The organism is Cellulomonas fimi ATCC 484, from assembly GCF_000212695.1.
Taxonomy (GTDB): Bacteria; Actinomycetota; Actinomycetes; order Actinomycetales; family Cellulomonadaceae; genus Cellulomonas; species Cellulomonas fimi.
Window position 1 is genome coordinate 2,259,409 of the sequence record NC_015514.1, and the last position, 14,946, is coordinate 2,274,354.

12 protein-coding genes and 3 tRNA genes are annotated in these 14,946 nt (G+C 72.4%); 8 read left to right on the forward strand and 7 right to left on the reverse strand.

Features of this window, described 5'->3' with window-relative positions:
* The first annotated feature begins 120 nt into the window (after window positions 1–120).
* Window positions 121–549: an SsgA family sporulation/cell division regulator gene (locus CELF_RS10325; RefSeq protein ID WP_013771199.1), complete on the forward strand. Its 429-nt coding sequence runs from the start codon at window positions 121–123 to the stop codon at window positions 547–549.
* Window positions 550–636: 87 nt separating this feature from the next.
* Here CELF_RS10325 and CELF_RS10330 read toward each other — a convergent pair whose 3' ends face one another.
* Window positions 637–1,500, reverse strand: a complete 864-nt coding sequence (locus tag CELF_RS10330; protein WP_013771200.1) for an aminotransferase class IV — start codon at window positions 1,498–1,500, stop codon at window positions 637–639.
* A 4-nt stretch (window positions 1,501–1,504) separates the two neighbouring features.
* Entirely contained in the window at window positions 1,505–2,671 is a 1,167-nt protein-coding gene (locus CELF_RS10335; RefSeq protein ID WP_013771201.1) for a chorismate-binding protein, read from the reverse strand.
* A gap of 100 nt (window positions 2,672–2,771) precedes the next feature.
* Between CELF_RS10335 and CELF_RS10340 the strand changes: the two genes are divergently transcribed.
* From CELF_RS10340 to CELF_RS10350, 3 genes are all read left to right on the forward strand, one after another.
* Window positions 2,772–2,843 (forward strand) — tRNA-Gly (locus tag CELF_RS10340).
* Between the two features lie 55 nt (window positions 2,844–2,898).
* A tRNA-Cys gene (locus tag CELF_RS10345) sits at window positions 2,899–2,969 on the forward strand.
* Window positions 2,970–2,985: 16 nt separating this feature from the next.
* Window positions 2,986–3,060, forward strand: a tRNA-Val gene (locus CELF_RS10350).
* Between the two features lie 175 nt (window positions 3,061–3,235).
* On the opposite strand, the gene CELF_RS20645 is transcribed toward CELF_RS10350, so the two are convergent.
* The gene (locus CELF_RS20645) at window positions 3,236–3,379 is read right to left on the reverse strand and encodes a hypothetical protein (protein ID WP_169317633.1); all 144 of its coding nucleotides are present in this window, start codon (window positions 3,377–3,379) and stop codon (window positions 3,236–3,238) included.
* Window positions 3,380–4,364: 985 nt separating this feature from the next.
* Between CELF_RS20645 and CELF_RS10355 the strand changes: the two genes are divergently transcribed.
* From CELF_RS10355 to CELF_RS10370, 4 genes are all read left to right on the forward strand, one after another.
* On the forward strand, window positions 4,365–4,682 hold the full coding sequence (locus CELF_RS10355; RefSeq protein ID WP_126297722.1) for a hypothetical protein: 318 nt from the start codon (window positions 4,365–4,367) through the stop codon (window positions 4,680–4,682).
* Between the two features lie 24 nt (window positions 4,683–4,706).
* Window positions 4,707–6,143 (forward strand): 4Fe-4S binding protein, encoded by a 1,437-nt coding sequence (locus CELF_RS10360; RefSeq protein ID WP_013771203.1) that lies wholly within the window; start codon window positions 4,707–4,709, stop codon window positions 6,141–6,143.
* Between the two features lie 482 nt (window positions 6,144–6,625).
* Window positions 6,626–7,441 carry a F510_1955 family glycosylhydrolase gene (locus tag CELF_RS10365; RefSeq protein ID WP_232014220.1) on the forward strand — a complete coding sequence of 272 codons (816 nt, stop codon included), beginning with the start codon at window positions 6,626–6,628 and terminating at the stop codon, window positions 7,439–7,441.
* A gap of 143 nt (window positions 7,442–7,584) precedes the next feature.
* Window positions 7,585–7,971 carry a four-helix bundle copper-binding protein gene (locus tag CELF_RS10370; RefSeq protein WP_013771205.1) on the forward strand — a complete coding sequence of 129 codons (387 nt, stop codon included), beginning with the start codon at window positions 7,585–7,587 and terminating at the stop codon, window positions 7,969–7,971.
* A gap of 63 nt (window positions 7,972–8,034) precedes the next feature.
* Here CELF_RS10370 and CELF_RS10375 read toward each other — a convergent pair whose 3' ends face one another.
* From CELF_RS10375 to CELF_RS10390, 4 genes are all read right to left on the reverse strand, one after another.
* Entirely contained in the window at window positions 8,035–10,446 is a 2,412-nt protein-coding gene (locus tag CELF_RS10375) for a heavy metal translocating P-type ATPase (protein ID WP_013771206.1), read from the reverse strand.
* 95 nt (window positions 10,447–10,541) lie between these two features.
* Window positions 10,542–10,967, reverse strand: a complete 426-nt coding sequence (locus CELF_RS10380; RefSeq protein ID WP_126297724.1) for a hypothetical protein — start codon at window positions 10,965–10,967, stop codon at window positions 10,542–10,544.
* A gap of 414 nt (window positions 10,968–11,381) precedes the next feature.
* The gene (locus CELF_RS10385) at window positions 11,382–14,129 is read right to left on the reverse strand and encodes a beta-glucosidase (RefSeq protein ID WP_013771207.1); all 2,748 of its coding nucleotides are present in this window, start codon (window positions 14,127–14,129) and stop codon (window positions 11,382–11,384) included.
* Window positions 14,130–14,380: 251 nt separating this feature from the next.
* Entirely contained in the window at window positions 14,381–14,932 is a 552-nt protein-coding gene (locus CELF_RS10390; protein WP_197722512.1) for a TetR/AcrR family transcriptional regulator, read from the reverse strand.
* Between the last annotated feature and the right edge of the window lie 14 nt (window positions 14,933–14,946).

Consider the following 14,946-nt stretch of genomic DNA (forward strand, 5'->3'; position numbering starts at 1 on the left):
GGTGGCTCAGCAGGGGTGATCGCACAGGTCCCTCCGGGTGAACTCGTCGGGCGGACCGGTCCATTCGGGCATGTGTCCTGCCATGATGGGACCTCCAGCCCTTGCGAGAAGGAGGACCCGATGACGCAGTCGTCGTACGACGTCGTCGAGGTCGTCGCCATGCAGCTGATCGGATCGGACGCGAGCGTCATCCCGGTCAGCGCCGAGCTGTCGTTCCGGACGTCGGACCCGTACACGGTGCGTGCGGTCTTCACGGGCCCGCACACGATGTCCACGTGGCTCCTCGGCCGCGAGCTGCTGTCCCTCGGGATGCTCGCCTCCGCCGACGCGCCCGCCGGGACCGGCGACGTGCAGGTGTGGCGCGACGAAGACCCCGACTACACGCTCGTCTCGCTCAACGGTGTCGAGGGCAGCGCGCTGCTCGCCGCCCCGACCGAGCCGATCACGCGCTTCCTCGCCTCGACGGAGGCCCTCGTCCCGCTGGGTGCCGAGAGCGCCCGCATGGAGAGCGAGATCACGGCCCTGATCGCCGCGCTGCTCACCGCCTGACCCGCACCGACCGACCGGTTCCGCCCTGACGGGCGGGGCCGGTCGTGCTGTGTCCGGGGACGGGCGCGCGGTGCGTCCGGCGACGGGTCACGGGTCGAGGTCGCGCCCCACGTGCTCCTGGAACAGGCGCTGCGCCTGCAGGGACAGCGGACCCGGCACGACGTCGACGTCGTCCAGGCGCACCGTCGGCGACACGTTGCGGATGGAGCCACTGAGCAGCAGCTGCGCCCGCCCGGACGCGACGTCGTCGAGCACCGTGTACGGCAGCTCGCCCGGCTCGGCCTCGCGCACGGGCAGGCCGTCCTGGGCGCCCCACTCGAGCAGCAGCTCGCGCGTGATGCCGGCCAGGCAGCCGCTGGACAGCGGCGGGGTCACGAGCTCCCCGTCGCGCTCGACGAACACGTTCGACCCCGTCCCCTCGCAGAGCTCGCCGACCGTGTTGGCGAGGACCGCCTCGTCGGCGCCCTGCCGGTACGCCTCGGCCAGGGCCACCACGTTCTCCGCGTAGGACGTCGTCTTGAGCCCGGCGACGGCCGAGCGCTCGTTGCGCACCCACGGCACGCGCACGACGCGCGACACCTCGGCGCGCGTCGCCGGGCCGGCGAGGACGACGAGGGTCTGGCGCTGCTCGTCGGGGGCGAACCGGTGCGAGCCGAGCGGCCCCGGGCCGCCGGTGAGCGTGATGCGCAGCCGCCCCGTGTCGGGCCCGGCCGCGTCCAGGACGGCGCGCACGGCCGTGCGCACCTCGGCGTCGTCCGGCTCGCCCAGCCCGAGCCCGAGGGCCGAGCGCCGCAGCCGGCGCAGGTGCCGGCTCAGCGCGAACGCCTGGCCGTCGTACACGGCGCACGTCTCGAACACGCCGTCGCCGACCGTCAGGCCGTGGTCGACGCCGGTGACGAGCGGGTCGGTGGGCTCGCGCAGCGCACCGTCGGACCAGATCACGACGCTCATCGCGTCAGTCTCGCACCCCGTCCGTGCGCCCGGCGGCGACGTCCGCGGACGTGGACGCGAGGCCGACGAGCCGGCGCGCCTTGAGCGCTGTCTCCGCCCACTCCGCGTCGGGGTCGCTCCCCCACGTGATGCCGGCGCCCGTGCCGAAGCGCAGGACCCCGTCGCGCCACCAGAACGTCCGGATGCCGACCGCGAGCTCCGCGCGGACCGTGCCGTCGGCACCGACCTCGACCCAGCCGACCGCGCCGCAGTACGGGCCGCGCGGCTGCGTCTCGAGCGCCGCGATGAGGTCGAGCGCCGACAGCTTGGGCGCCCCCGAGACCGACCCGGGCGGGTACGTCGCGTCGAGCAGGCGGCCCCACAGGTCGGGCGCGGCCTGCACGTGCCGCGTGAGCCGCCCCTGGACGGTCGAGACCAGGTGCACCAGGCCCGGGTGCTCCTCGACGCCGAGGAGCGTCGTCACCTCGACCGTGCCGGGCTCGCAGACGCGCTGCAGGTCGTTGCGGACGAGGTCGGTGATCATGACGTTCTCGGCCCGGTCCTTGTCCGTGAGGCCGTCCACGCTCACCGCGGTGCCCTTGATCGGCGCCGACGTCACGACGCCGTCCTCGACGCGCAGGAACAGCTCCGGCGACGCGCTCACGACCCACACCGGCTCGACGCCCTGCCCGCCGGGCACGTGCACGCCCCCGGCGAAGGGTGCGGGGTTGCCGCCCGCGAGGACGCCCGCAAGGGCCCGCGCGTCCGGCTCGTGGCCGTCGGCGGTCGGCAGCGGCGCCTGCAGCACCCGGCAGAGGTTCGCCTGGTAGACGTCTCCCTCCGCGACCGCGTGCCGGACGCGCTCCACCGCGGCGACGTACTGCGCCTGGTCGAGCGACGACTCCCACGCGTCGGGTGCCGGACCCCGCCACCCGGGGGTCGCACCCGCCCCGCGCCCGCCCGGCGTGCGTTCCACCACACCGAAGCGCCACGCACGCACCGCACCCTCGAACTCCCCCACGACGGCCCACCAGCCCGGCGCGGAGAGGCGTTCGGGCTCGGCACGCACGTCCACCACCTCGACGACCTGCGACGCGACGACGTCGCCGAACCACGCGACACCGGTCGACCAGGGCTGCTCAGGCACCCGCTCACGGTAGCGACGCGCCGTCGACACGCCGCAGATCCGCATGATCACGCGGCAGCGGGAGCCAGTTGGACTCTGGCCCGAAGACTCGGTTAGAGTCTGGGACGCACACGGAACGCCGGTGAGAACGGGCGGGAAGTGCAGCGCGGACGTGGCTCAGTGGTAGAGCATCACCTTGCCAAGGTGAGGGTCGCGGGTTCGAATCCCGTCGTCCGCTCGGAGGCAGACACTCCTGATCGGCTGGACCCAGCCGCTCTGGACTGCGGTCTCAGGGTGGAGTGGCCGAGAGGCGAGGCAGCGGCCTGCAAAGCCGTATACGTGGGTTCGAATCCCATCTCCACCTCGCAGCACTCCCCCATGGGCGATTGGCGCAGCGGTAGCGCGCTTCCCTGACACGGAAGAGGTCACTGGTTCGATCCCAGTATCGCCCACCAGCATCACAGCACGTCCGAGGGCCGTCACCAGGAGACTGGGGCGGCCCTCAGTCGTGTGTACGCCAACGCCGTACGCCAACCGGCTCGTCGGATGGCGTACGCGGGGCCTCGGCGGGCCCTCGCGATCGACCGAGGACATGGGCGGACGGAGGTCTCTTCCGTCTCCGCGATTTGGTCACGCTGCCGTCACATCGTCGTCTCTGCCGAGCTGGTACACCCCGCTGAGAAGCTCCATCGCGCGGCTCGCCGTCGGCGTCGTCGGGTGCGCGTACACCTCCTCCGTGATCTGGGTGCCGGCATGGCCCAGCAGCTCCGACACCGCTCGGAGGTGGACGCCGCCGTCGAGCACCGGTCGCCGCCGAAGGCCGCAGCGTGTGGATGGAGACGTCGGCGATCCCGGCGCGAGCGGCTGCCTTCTGGAACGCCCGGAGTGCCGAAGGTGGATCGATCGCTCGTCCTGTCGCGGTGGTGAAGACGTGACCGGGCTCCAGCCACTGCGAGCCGGCGGCGACACGGTCGAGCTCCTGCGCGTCGCGGTGCTGTTCGAGCAGCCCGAGGAGACGTGCCGCCGGCGAGAGCACGCGGCGCGAGGCGCGCGTCTTCGGCTGCGTCACGGTCCAGCGACCGTCCGCCCGTGACAAGGGTGCCGCGGATCGCGAGGGTGCCCGTCGTGACGTCGACGTCGTCCCACCGCAAGGCCAGTGCCTCGCCGCGACGGATCCCTGTTGCGGCGATCAGGGCGAACAGCGTGAGGTGTGTTCGATAGCCGCCGCGCTCAAGTCGCAGTCGGTCTAGCTCCGCCGCGGATCTCAGGATGGCGCCGACATCATGGGGTCGGAGGACGCGCGCTTCAGGTGCCGCAGCCGCCCGCTGCTGGACCGCGCGGGCGGATTCCGGGCGAGGAGCCCGTCTCGCCCGCAGGCGGGTGGCAGCCGACAACACGACCTCGGTGGCGACGTCGCGCGGACGGCTTGCCGCGAGGGACCACGTCGCTCCCAACGATGAAGTTGTGATGGAGGTTCGGCCGAGGGACCAGGAAGTCCCAGGTGGGGCGGCGCCCGCGCGCCGAGATTGAGCGCGTCACCTCCCGAAGGAGTCCATCGATGCGCACTCGTCCCCGCCCACCCCGCCGCGCGGCCGCGACCGCGGCCGCCACGCTGGCACTCGTTCTCGGCCCGTCCGCTGCGTGGGCCTCCACCGACGACGACCACGCGGTCCACGGCGGTCACGACACGCAGGCTCCAGCCCCCCCGGCGAGTCCGGACGTGTGGGGCCACGCGACGCACGAGCACGACACGACCGAGATGACCGACGACGAGATGGCCGAGATGGGCGACAGCGCGCCGTCGCACGACGAGGACGAGATGGCCGAGATGGACGACGGCACGCAGTCGCACGACAAGCACGACATCGCCGACGACGAGATGGCCGAGACGGAAACGGACGCGCCGGGCCACGACGACCACGGCGAGACGGCTGCCGCCCCGTCGCGGCCCCGCGGCGCGGTCCTGGGCACGTTCGCGGGCGTGAACGGCGCGGTCCTCGTCGCCGCCGGCCTGCTCCGCCGCCGGGACCGGGCACGTCCCCCACACCGCCCTCGCCGGCCCACCCCGGCCGCCTGACCCGACGACAGCTGGAGCCCGACGATGAGTGCCCCCACCGCGACACAGCCCCCGAGCCCGGACTCCCCCAACGTCCGCACCGACCCCGACGAGGCGGCGGACGTCAGCCCGCCCCCGGTCGGCCGCAATCTCATGACGATCCCCTGGGTCGCGCGCACGCTGCGCTCCGGGTGGTACCCGAAGGTGCTGCAGATCCCCGCGGCCGCGGTCTTCGGGCTGATCGCCTACCAGCTGCTGGCCGGCCCGGACCGCGCACACGACAACGCCGGCACCGCGCTGATGTGGGTGCTGTGGTGGCCGGTGATCCCGATCGTCTTCGTGCTGCTCGGTCGCTTCTGGTGCGCCGTCTGCCCGTTCGGGCTCATCTCGGACACCGTGCAGAAGCTGGTCGGCGTCAACAGACCCGTGCCGGCGTTCCTCAAGAAGTACGGCATCTGGATCATCGACGCCTCGTTCCTCGCGATCACGTGGGCGGACCACGTCTGGGGCATCGTCGAGTCCCCCTGGGGCTCGGGGATCCTGCTGCTCCTGCTCACGACCGCTGTCATCGCCTCCGGCGCCCTGTTCCAGCGCCGCACGTTCTGCCGGTACCTGTGCTTCCTCGGCGGCCTGGCAGGCAACTACGCCCGGACGGGCATGGTGGAACTGCGCGCGGACCAGGGCATCTGCCGCACGTGCAAGGCACGCGCCGCCTGCTACAACGGCACCGCCACCGTCCCGGCGTGCCCCCTGTTCACGTTCCCGCGCACGATGGACGACAGCGCCAACTGCAACCTGTGCGCCAACTGCATCAAGGCCTGTCCGAACGACGCGATCCAGGTGCGGCTGCGCAAGCCGACCTCCGAGCTGTGGTTCATCACGAAGCCGCGGATCGAGCAGTCCGCCCTCGCCATGGCGATCATGGGCATCGTCCTGATCCAGAACATCACCATGCTCGAGGTCTGGCAGGACATCCTGGACGCCATCACCGCGACCACCGGCGTCACGAGCTATCCGGTGATCTTCACCGCCGCGTTCGCGGTCGGTGTCAGCGTCCCGGTCGGCCTGCTGGCGCTCGCCGCGAAGGTGGCGTCAACGAAGAACCTCGAGTCGACGACGCAGAACTTCGCTCGGTTCGGGTACGCGCTCATCCCGCTCGACGTCGCCGGGCACCTCGCGCACAACCTGTTTCACCTCCTCGCCGAGGGCGGGTCGGTGTACTACACGGTCGCGAACATGGTCGGTGCCGGCGTCGAGGGCGACCCGGCGCTCGTCGGCACCGGGACCATCCAGGTCCTGCAGTTCGTCCTCCTGACTCTGGGCCTGGTCGCCTCGCTCTACACCGCGCGCCGCATCGCCCACCGCCGCTACCAGACCGCCGCGCGCCGTCGGGCGACGCTCACCCCGATGTACGCCGTGATCGGGATCCTGGCCGCGGTCAACGTCTGGATGTTCCTGCTGCCCATGGCTCACCGCATGTGACTGTCGGCCTCATCGGGCACACGAAGTCGGACGCGTCCGAGACGGTCAGGAACCTCTGCGACGACGTCGAGAGGCTCGGCCGACGCGTTCGTCGCACCGCAGCGGGACCCGCGCGCCGTCCTGGCGTTCGTCGACGCACGCGGCATCCGTCCGGTGAGCTGGGACGGATGGATCCGCCTCGACGGGCACGAGCGCTCGCTCGGACAGGCGCAGGGCCGGTCACGGCGCACGGACCATGAAGCGTCCCTGAAGGCGCGCCGGGCCGCGGGAGGACGTCCGGTCCGTGGGCACGTCGGCGGGCTTCATCGTTTCTCCATCGTTCCGCGCACCGGGGCACCAACGGCCCGGGAGACGATCAGGGTGCTCGACCTCGCGCCGCCGCACGCGCGCGCCCGCACAGCCTGGAAGGAACCGTGATGAGCAACCGGACTCCCCGCCGTCCAAGACGAGGGGTCGTCGTTGCGCTCGCTGCCGGAACACTGGTGGCACTGACCGCCTGCGGTGCCGACGCCGACGCAGCCGCCGAGAGCCCGACCGTGCCCCAGCGCGACGCGGGCCATGTCCACACGGTCGTCATCAACCCCGCCGACGGCCTGACCTACCTCGGCACCCACGGCGGCCTGCTGCGCATCGACGGAGACGAGTCAACCTGGGTCGGCCCGCAGATCGACCTCATGGGGCTCGTCGCTGCGGGGCCCGACCACTTCTACGCCTCCGGGCATCCCGGTGCGGGGACGGACCTGCCCGACCCCGTCGGCCTCATCGAGTCGCGGGACGGGGGCGCGACCTGGACGCCGCTGTCCCGGCAGGGCGAGTCCGACTTCCACACTCTCGCCGCCGCGGAGCGAGGCGTGCTCGGGTTCGACGGAACGACCTGGAGCACGCAGGACGGCCAGGACTGGAGCGAGCTCGAGATCCCTCGCGACCCCTTCAACCTGACGGTGTCGGCATCCGGTGAGGTGATCATCGCGACCACCCCTGAGGGTCCGCTGCGGTCCGCGGACGCCGGCGCCACCTGGGAGGAGATGCCCGCGGCCCCGCTGCTGCACCTCGTCGACTGGGTCGGTGGCGACGAGGTCGTCGGCATCACGCCCGACGGCGACGTCTGGACGAGCGCAGACGCCGGTGTCACCTGGCAGAAGGGCTCGGCCCTGCCGGGCAGTGCCGTGGCACTCACCGCGTTCGCGGCGTCGGGCGGCGGGAGCGAGATCGTAGCGGTCGCCGACGACGCGCTGTGGCGCTCGACCGACGCCGGGGGGCACTTCGTGCGCGCCGTGATCCCCGTCCCGTCTGACTGACCACCAGCGTGCGTGCCGTGGCCACTCCGGATGACTTCTCGGACCTTGATCGACCCCTCATGGCGCGCGGGTGCGTCCGGGGATGCACCCCCGTGGTCGGCTTCCTAGCGTCGACAGGGACGAGAACGCCACCACGGCGGCCCATGATCCACGCACACCTCGGTTCGACCTCGCTCGACCCGGACCCCCTGGCCCGTGTCATCGAGACCGTCACGACCTGTGCCCAGACGTGCACGGCGTGCGCCGACGCCAGTCTCAGCGAGGAGATGGTCGCCGACCGGCGCCGGTGCATCCGCTCCGACCTCGACTGCGCCGACATCTGCGACGCCACAGCCCGCGTGCTCTCCCGCCTCACCAGTGTCGACACGCAGGTGACGCGCGCCCAGCTCGACGCGTGCATCACCGCGTGTCAAGCCTGCGGCGACGAGTGCGAGCGGCACGCGGAGATGCACGAGCACTGCAGGATCTGGACCGAGGCGTGCCGGGCCTGCGAGGCAGCGTGCTCCGAGCTTGCGGACGCGATCCGCTGAGCTCACCGCCCGACCGCCGGTCCCGCGGGTGACGGGCTCCCCGGAGGAGCCCGTCACGACCCCCTAGCCGCGCGAAGCTGTCACCACCTGCCGCCTGTCGTCGGCCCCGGCGGCGGGCACGGGCGCCGGGAGCCGCAAGCGCTTGAGCAGGATCGCGTTCACGGCGACGATCACCGACGAGCCCGACATCGTCAGCGCGGCGATCTCCGGGCTGAGCGAGATGCCCAGCGACGGCTGCAGCGCGCCTGCCGCGACGGGGAGTGCGAGCGCGTTGTAGCCCACGGCCCAGCCCAGGTTCTGCCGCATCTTGCGCAGCGTCCCCCTCCCGATGCGGAGCGCGACCGGGACATCCAGGGGGTCGGAGCGCATGAGGACCACGTCTGCCGTCGAGATGGCGACATCGGTGCCCGCTCCGATCGCAACCCCGATGTCAGCGGTCGCGAGCGCCGGCGCGTCGTTGACCCCGTCCCCGACCATCGCCACCCGCCGGCCAGCGGCCTGGAGCTCGGCGACCTTGGCGGCCTTGTCGCCGGGCAGCACCTCGGAGATCACCGTGTCGATGCCGAGCTCGTCGGCGATGCGCCGGGCGGTCGCGTCGTTGTCGCCGGTCAGCATGACGACCTCGACGCCAAGCTCGTGGAGCGCCTGCACGGCTGCCGCGGACGTCTCACGGGGAGCGTCGGCCACGGCGATCACGCCCGCGACCCGTCCGTCGACGGCCGCCAGGACGGCTGTGCGTCCCGCCGCCGCGAGCGCTTCGTGGCTGCTCGCGAGATCACCGAGCGGAATGTCCTCGCGGGCCATGAGACGCGGGCTGCCGACGAGGACGCGGTGGCCGTCGACCGTCGCGCTCGCACCGTGCCCCGCGATGTTGCGGAACCCAGAAGCGTTCGGCACGCTCACCCCGAGGGCCGCGGCGCGGTCGACGATCGCTCGAGCGAGGGGATGCTCGGACTCACGCTCGACCGCCGCGACGAGCGCGAGCAGGTCCGCCTCCGCCATGCCGTTCACGACGACATCCGTGACCTCGGGCTCGCCCTTGGTCAGAGTCCCGGTCTTGTCCATCACGACGGTGTCGATCCGCGCGGAGGTCTCGAGCGCGGTCGCGTTCTTGAACAGGACCCCACGTCGAGCCCCGAGCCCGGTTCCCACCATGACCGCGGTGGGGGTGGCGAGCCCGAGTGCGTCGGGGCAGGTGATGACCACGACCGTGATGGCGTAGAGCAACGCCGTGGGGACACCGGCGCCGCTCAGCGACCAGACGGCGAACGTCAGGCTCCCGGCCACCAGCGCGACTAGGACGAGCCAGAAGGCAGCGCGGTCGGCGAGCCTCTGCCCGGGCGCCTTCGAGTTCTGCGCCTCCTGCACCATGGCGACGATCTGCGCGAGCGCCGTGTCCTCGCCGACCTTGCTCGCGGTGACACGGAGCGTGCCGGAGACGTTGATCGACGCGCCGATCACCTCGTCGCCGGGCCGCTTGGCCACCGGCATCGACTCGCCTGTCACCATCGACTCGTCGATCTCCGACTCGCCCTCGGCCACGACACCGTCGACCGGGACCTTCGCGCCCGGGCGGACCAGCAGGAGATCACCCACGACGACGTCCGCGGTCGGAACCTCGAGCTCGACACCGTCACGGATCACCACAGCGCGTGGGGGCGCGAGCTCGAGCAGGGTGCGGACGGCCTCGTTCGCGCCCCCGCGGGCGCGCATCTCGAACCAGTGTCCGAGCAGCACGAACGACGCCAGGACGGTCGCGGCCTCGTAGAAGACCTCTCCCCCGCCGGTGAGCGTGATCCCCAGGCTGTACAGCCAACCGGTCCCGATGGCGACGGCGACGAGCACCATCATGTCGAGGGTGCGAGCGCGCAACGCCCGGTACGCGCCGTCGACGAAGATCCAGGCCGAGTAGAAGATGACGGGCAGCGACAGGATCAGCGCGAAGACGTCGTCCCGGAGGCCGAAGGGCGCCGGCACGCCGAACCCGATGAGCTCGCGGCCGATGGGCGACCACAGCGTGATCGGGATGGAGAACGCGAGCGCCACCAGGAAGCGGTTGCGCATGTCACGGACCATGTCCTGCATCGAGCCGCCACCGTGGTGGCCGCCGTGCCCCATGACCTCCTGGGCGTCACGAGGCGCGTGCTCGTGCGCATGATCGACGGGCGCCGGCGCGTGCTGGTGCGCGTGATGGTGCTCTTCCCCGGGTGTCGGCTCCGGGGTCGGCGGGCAGATGTGGTCCGGCACGGACCGGCCGCTGCAGTGGTAGCCGCACTCGGTGATCCACGCCGCGAGCTCCGCGTCCGACGTCAGCTCGTCGTCATACGTCACGGTTACCGTCTGGGCGATCGCGCTCGCTCGGGCGTCCAGGACCCCCGGGCGGCTCGTCAGAGCCTTCTCGAGGATCGGTTCGGACGTCGCCCAGTGCAGGCCGCGCACGTCCAGGACTGTGGTTCGAGGCGCTCCCGTTGCCATGACCTCCCCTTTCCTCTCCGGCCGGCGCTCTCCAACTTCGCGCACCAGCCCCGTCGATCGCGACAACGGGATACCCCCCCACGGTATGCCCGGACTCAGTCCACATCGCTTTGCTCTCCTCCGTCTGATGTCGCGACGAAGTTCCGATCAAGACGCTCCCGCGGGTCTCGGCCGGGGACGAAGGTGGAGACGACCGCCAGGCGGCGGCCCTCGTTCACGAGCCAGACTCGGGGCGCACGATGGACGCACTCCTCCTGGTCGAGACGCTCAGACGACGCGCCGAGCTCGCCAGGCACGACACGTGGAGCGAACAGCGGCTGAGCCGCTACCGCTCGCAGCGCCTCGTGGAGCTTCGTCGGTACGCCGTCGGCCACTCCGCGCACTACGCACGCATTCACCGGGGCCTCGAGAGAGCGCCGCTCGACGCCCTGCCGATCGTGACGAAGAGCGACCTGACCGAGCAGTTCGACCTCGTCCGAACCTCGCCCCGGGTCCCGACGCATGCGCAGCTCGAGCGGCACCTGCACGCTCCCGCCGAGGCGGACGGCGACCCCGGCAGCCCGTGGCAGGGCAGTGGTGGGCCGCGGCGACTGCGGGAACGACCGGGTAGCGCGCGGCCTTCGTGTGGGAGAGGGCCGAGTGGGCGTCCGCCCTGGCCTCCTACTCTCGCGCGCTCCAGTGGGCGACGTCCGAGTGGGCTTGCGGTCTCGACTGCGGATGGCCGTCGTCACGCTCAACCCCACGCACCACAGCGCGGTCGTGGCCGCTTCGTCGCACTCGCCGATGGTCCGATCGCTCCGCCTCGAACGTCCGAGGGCCGTCACCAGGAAGCTGGGGCGGCCCTCAGTCGTGTGCGCCGCGGGCACTCCTCCGTGTGCACCGTGGGGTGGCCGTCGCTCGCGCGGCGACCACCCCGTGTGCCGTCGGTGACGGGCTCAGCGGAGCAGCGCGTTGCCGCCGAGCCGCAGGGTCCCCTGGAGCCGGATGTCACCGGACGACGAGCCGACGTACACCGGGACGTTGCCCGTGGGCGTCTGCCAGCGGTCGCGGTCGACGTCCCAGTACGACACCGACTCCGGGCTGAGCGTCACGGTGACCTGCTTGCGCTCACCGGGCGCCAGCGACACCGTCTCCCACCCGGCGAGCACCCGCGGCGCGGTCTCGACCCGGCGGGTCGGCAGGTTCCCGACGTACACCTGGACGGTCTCCGTGCCGGCGACGGCGCCGGTGTTGCGGACGGCGACCCTCACCTCCAGCCGCGGGCCGTCCCCGGAGCCGGCGCCGTTGGTGATCGTCGTGCGCAGGTTCCGGTAGTCGAACGTCGTGTAGGACAGCCCGTGCCCGAACGGGTACTGCGGCTCGATGCCGAGCTCCTCGTAGCCGCGGTAGCCGACGTAGATGCCCTCGGAGAACTGCTGGTCCAGGCCGGCGCCGGGGTACTGCGCCTCGCTGCTGAGGGGCGTGCTCTCCTCGTCGACGGGGAACGTCACGGGCAGCCGCCCGGAGGGGTTCGCGTCGCCGAAGAGGACCCGTGCGATGGCCCTCCCCTGCTCCTGCCCGCCGAACCAGGACTGCACGACGGCCGGGACGCCGTCCTCCCACTCGGACGTCTGGACGGCACCGCCGGTGGTCAGCACGACGACGGTCCGCGGGTTGGCCGCGGCGACCTGCCGGATGAGCTCGACCTGGCCGTTCGGCAGGTCGAGGTCGGGCTTGTCGCCACCCTCCGAGGAGTAGTCACGCACGACGACGACCGCCGCCTGCGCGCTGCGTGCCGCGTCGGCCGCCGCCGACGCCTGCGGTGCGACCACGCCGTCCGGGGTCGTCCAGCCCAGCTGGAAGACGGCCCCCGCGTCCGTGCCACCAGGCCCGGCGTTGACGAACTCGACGCGCAGGTCACGCGCGACTCCCGCGACCAGGTCGACGGAGGCCGTGGTCGTGGTTGGCGTCGCCGCGCCGCCCAGCGGGGTCGTCAGGACAGGCTCGCCGTCCAGGTAGACGACCGCGGTGCCCGTCGTGGTCACCGCGAGCTCGTAGCTCCCCGTGACGGGGGCGGTGAGCTGCCCGGTCCAGCGGATCGAGGCGCCCATGTCGCGGGTCTGCGGCGGGAAGTGCGGGGACTGGGCGTTGAAGCCCTCGAACAGGAAGAACCCCGCGTTGATCGCCGCGTACGGGTCGGTGCGGTCGGCGATGGTGTCGCCGGTGAAGTCGTCCGTCGCGAAGTACTCGGCGCGCAGCCCGGCTCCGTCGCCGAGCGCGGACGTGAGGAAGTCCGACGGGATCGGGTCGGGGCCCGGCACCAGCGCGGCCGACGTCACCGGGTCGGAGCCCGCGACGTGCGTCACCTGCACCCCGGCGCCGACGCGCTCCTGGATGCCCTGCAGCGGGCTGACGGTGGCGGTCGGCCGGACGAGCGAGCTGCCGCCCCCGGCGACCACGACGTCGGCGTCGGCGCCGATCACGGCGATCGACCCCACGGCGCCGGTCAGGGGCAGCGCGGCGTCGTCGTTCTTCAGCAGGACGATCGCCCGCTCGGCCACGGCCCGCGCGAACTCCCCGTGCTCCTGCTCGGGCAGCGGCTGGATCACGGGCGGGTGGTCGAACAGCCCCAGGCCGAACATCGGCCGCAGGATGCGCAGGACGGCGTCGTCGATCCGCGAGACCGGCACCTGGCCGGACCGCACCGCGTCGAGCAGCGGGCCGCAGAAGAAGCACGTCCCCGGGCCCACCTCGGGCGTGAGGTTGCCGGGCATCTCCTGGTCCAGCCCGCCGAGCACCGCGGGCACCGTGCTGTGCGTCGCGCCGTAGTCGCTCATGACCCAGCCCTCGAAGTCGAGCTGCGTCTTGAGGACCTGGTTGAGCAGCTCGTCGCTCTCGCACGCGTACACGCCGTTGACCTTGTTGAACGCGCACATCGCCGAGCCCGGGCGCCCCTCCTCGACACCGATCGCGAACGGGCGGGTGTAGACCTCCTGCAGCGTGCGCTCGTCGACGACGGCGTTGCCGCCGGAGAGCCGGTTCGTCTCCTGCGTGTAGACGTTGTAGTGCTTGATGTCCGCCACGACCGGGTGCTGCTGGATGCCGCGGATCACCCCGGCGCCCATCGTCCCCGACAGCAGCGGGTCCTCCCCGAGCGCCTCGAACGCGCGTCCGGCCTGGGCCACGCGCGCGATGTCCACCGCGGGAGCGAGGAGCACGTTGTGCCCCGTGCGGAACGCCTCGTCGCCGGCGACGTCGCCGTACTGCTGCGCGAGCGCACGGTCCCACGTCGCCGCGAGGGCGATGGGCGCCGGCAGCTGCGTGGCCTGCTGCTCGTTGACGTCGGGGTTGGCGATGCGCACGCCCGCGGGGCCGTCGGCCATGGTCAGGGCCGGGATGCCCAGGCGTGGGATGGGGCCGTTGTAGAACCCGTAGTAGTTGTTGAGCTCGCCGTGCATCATGTCGACCTTCTCGTCGAGGGTCATCCGACGCAGGAGGTCGCGCGCGCGCTCGGTGTCGTCCTCCGACTCGTCCCACCACCACACCGGCGGGAAGGACTGGGGCCGGAGCTCGGCGGCGATCTCGGCCTCGCGGTCGAGATCCGGTTCGGCGGCGGCCGCGGGGACCGCCGTGGCGACGACCGCGGTCGTGGCGAGCGCGACCGCGAGGCGCGTGCGGGCGCGCCGAGGTGGACGTGAGGACATCGGATGCTCCCCTGCACTCCCGGCCGCGGCGATGAAAGGCGGCTTCTTTGCCCCCGGGGTGCCGTGCGGCCGAGCCCTCAGTAGTGCACCCGCTTCTGACAGCCGTCAAGACATCCCGGCACACACGCAGGTCACGCGTCGCGGGGCCCGGCGTGTCGCCCGGGACCCGACACGGGCCCGCGGTCGGTGGCGGTGGGCACGTCGCCACGCGGGGCAAGCGGCTCGGTCGCGCAGAGGTCGAGGTCGTGGCGTCAGGACGGGCGTGGGGTCCCGTAGGCGGTGAGGACCGTGTCGACCACCGTGCGGACGTAGTCGGCGTCGACCCGACCGGCTCCGACCCACCGGCGGTAGAACAGCGGACCCGTGACGAGGTCCAGCACGTCGACCGGGTCGGTCTCGGGCGGCAGCTCGCCGCGGGCGATCCCGCGGCGGATCACGAGCAGCACGGGCGCGTGGCGCGTCGTCGCCTCCTCGCGGTGCAGCGCGGCGAACCGCGGATCCCGTTCGGCGGCATCGATCAGCGCGGGCATGAGCCGTGCCGCGGGACCGGCGAGCGCCGCCGCCAGTCCCTCGACGAGCACCAGGAGGTCGTCGCGCAGGGACCCGCTGTCGGGTGCCGATGGCACCTGCAGCACGCTCCCGAACGCCGCGAGGACGAGGGCGGACTGGCTCGGCCAGTGCCGGTAGATCGTCGTCCTGGCCACGCCGGTGCGCTCGCTCACGGCCTCGATCGTCGTGCCGGCGATCCCGCGCTCGATCACCAGCTCGACGGTTCCCGCCAGGACCCGGTCGCGTGAGCGCACGACCCGAGGGTCGA

Excerpts from the sequence above, each read along its gene's own strand:
- CELF_RS10360 (WP_013771203.1), top strand. The coding sequence starts at position 4,707 with ATGAGTGCCCCCACCGCGACACAGCCCCCGAGCCCGGACTCCCCCAAC.
- CELF_RS10330 (WP_013771200.1), bottom strand. The coding sequence starts at position 1,500 with ATGAGCGTCGTGATCTGGTCCGACGGTGCGCTGCGCGAGCCCACCGAC.
- CELF_RS10335 (WP_013771201.1), bottom strand. The coding sequence starts at position 2,671 with ATGCGGATCTGCGGCGTGTCGACGGCGCGTCGCTACCGTGAGCGGGTG.
- CELF_RS10355 (WP_126297722.1), top strand. The coding sequence starts at position 4,365 with ATGACCGACGACGAGATGGCCGAGATGGGCGACAGCGCGCCGTCGCAC.
- CELF_RS10375 (WP_013771206.1), bottom strand. The coding sequence starts at position 10,446 with ATGGCAACGGGAGCGCCTCGAACCACAGTCCTGGACGTGCGCGGCCTG.
- CELF_RS10370 (WP_013771205.1), top strand. The coding sequence starts at position 7,585 with ATGATCCACGCACACCTCGGTTCGACCTCGCTCGACCCGGACCCCCTG.
- CELF_RS10385 (WP_013771207.1), bottom strand. The coding sequence starts at position 14,129 with ATGTCCTCACGTCCACCTCGGCGCGCCCGCACGCGCCTCGCGGTCGCG.
- CELF_RS10325 (WP_013771199.1), top strand. The coding sequence starts at position 121 with ATGACGCAGTCGTCGTACGACGTCGTCGAGGTCGTCGCCATGCAGCTG.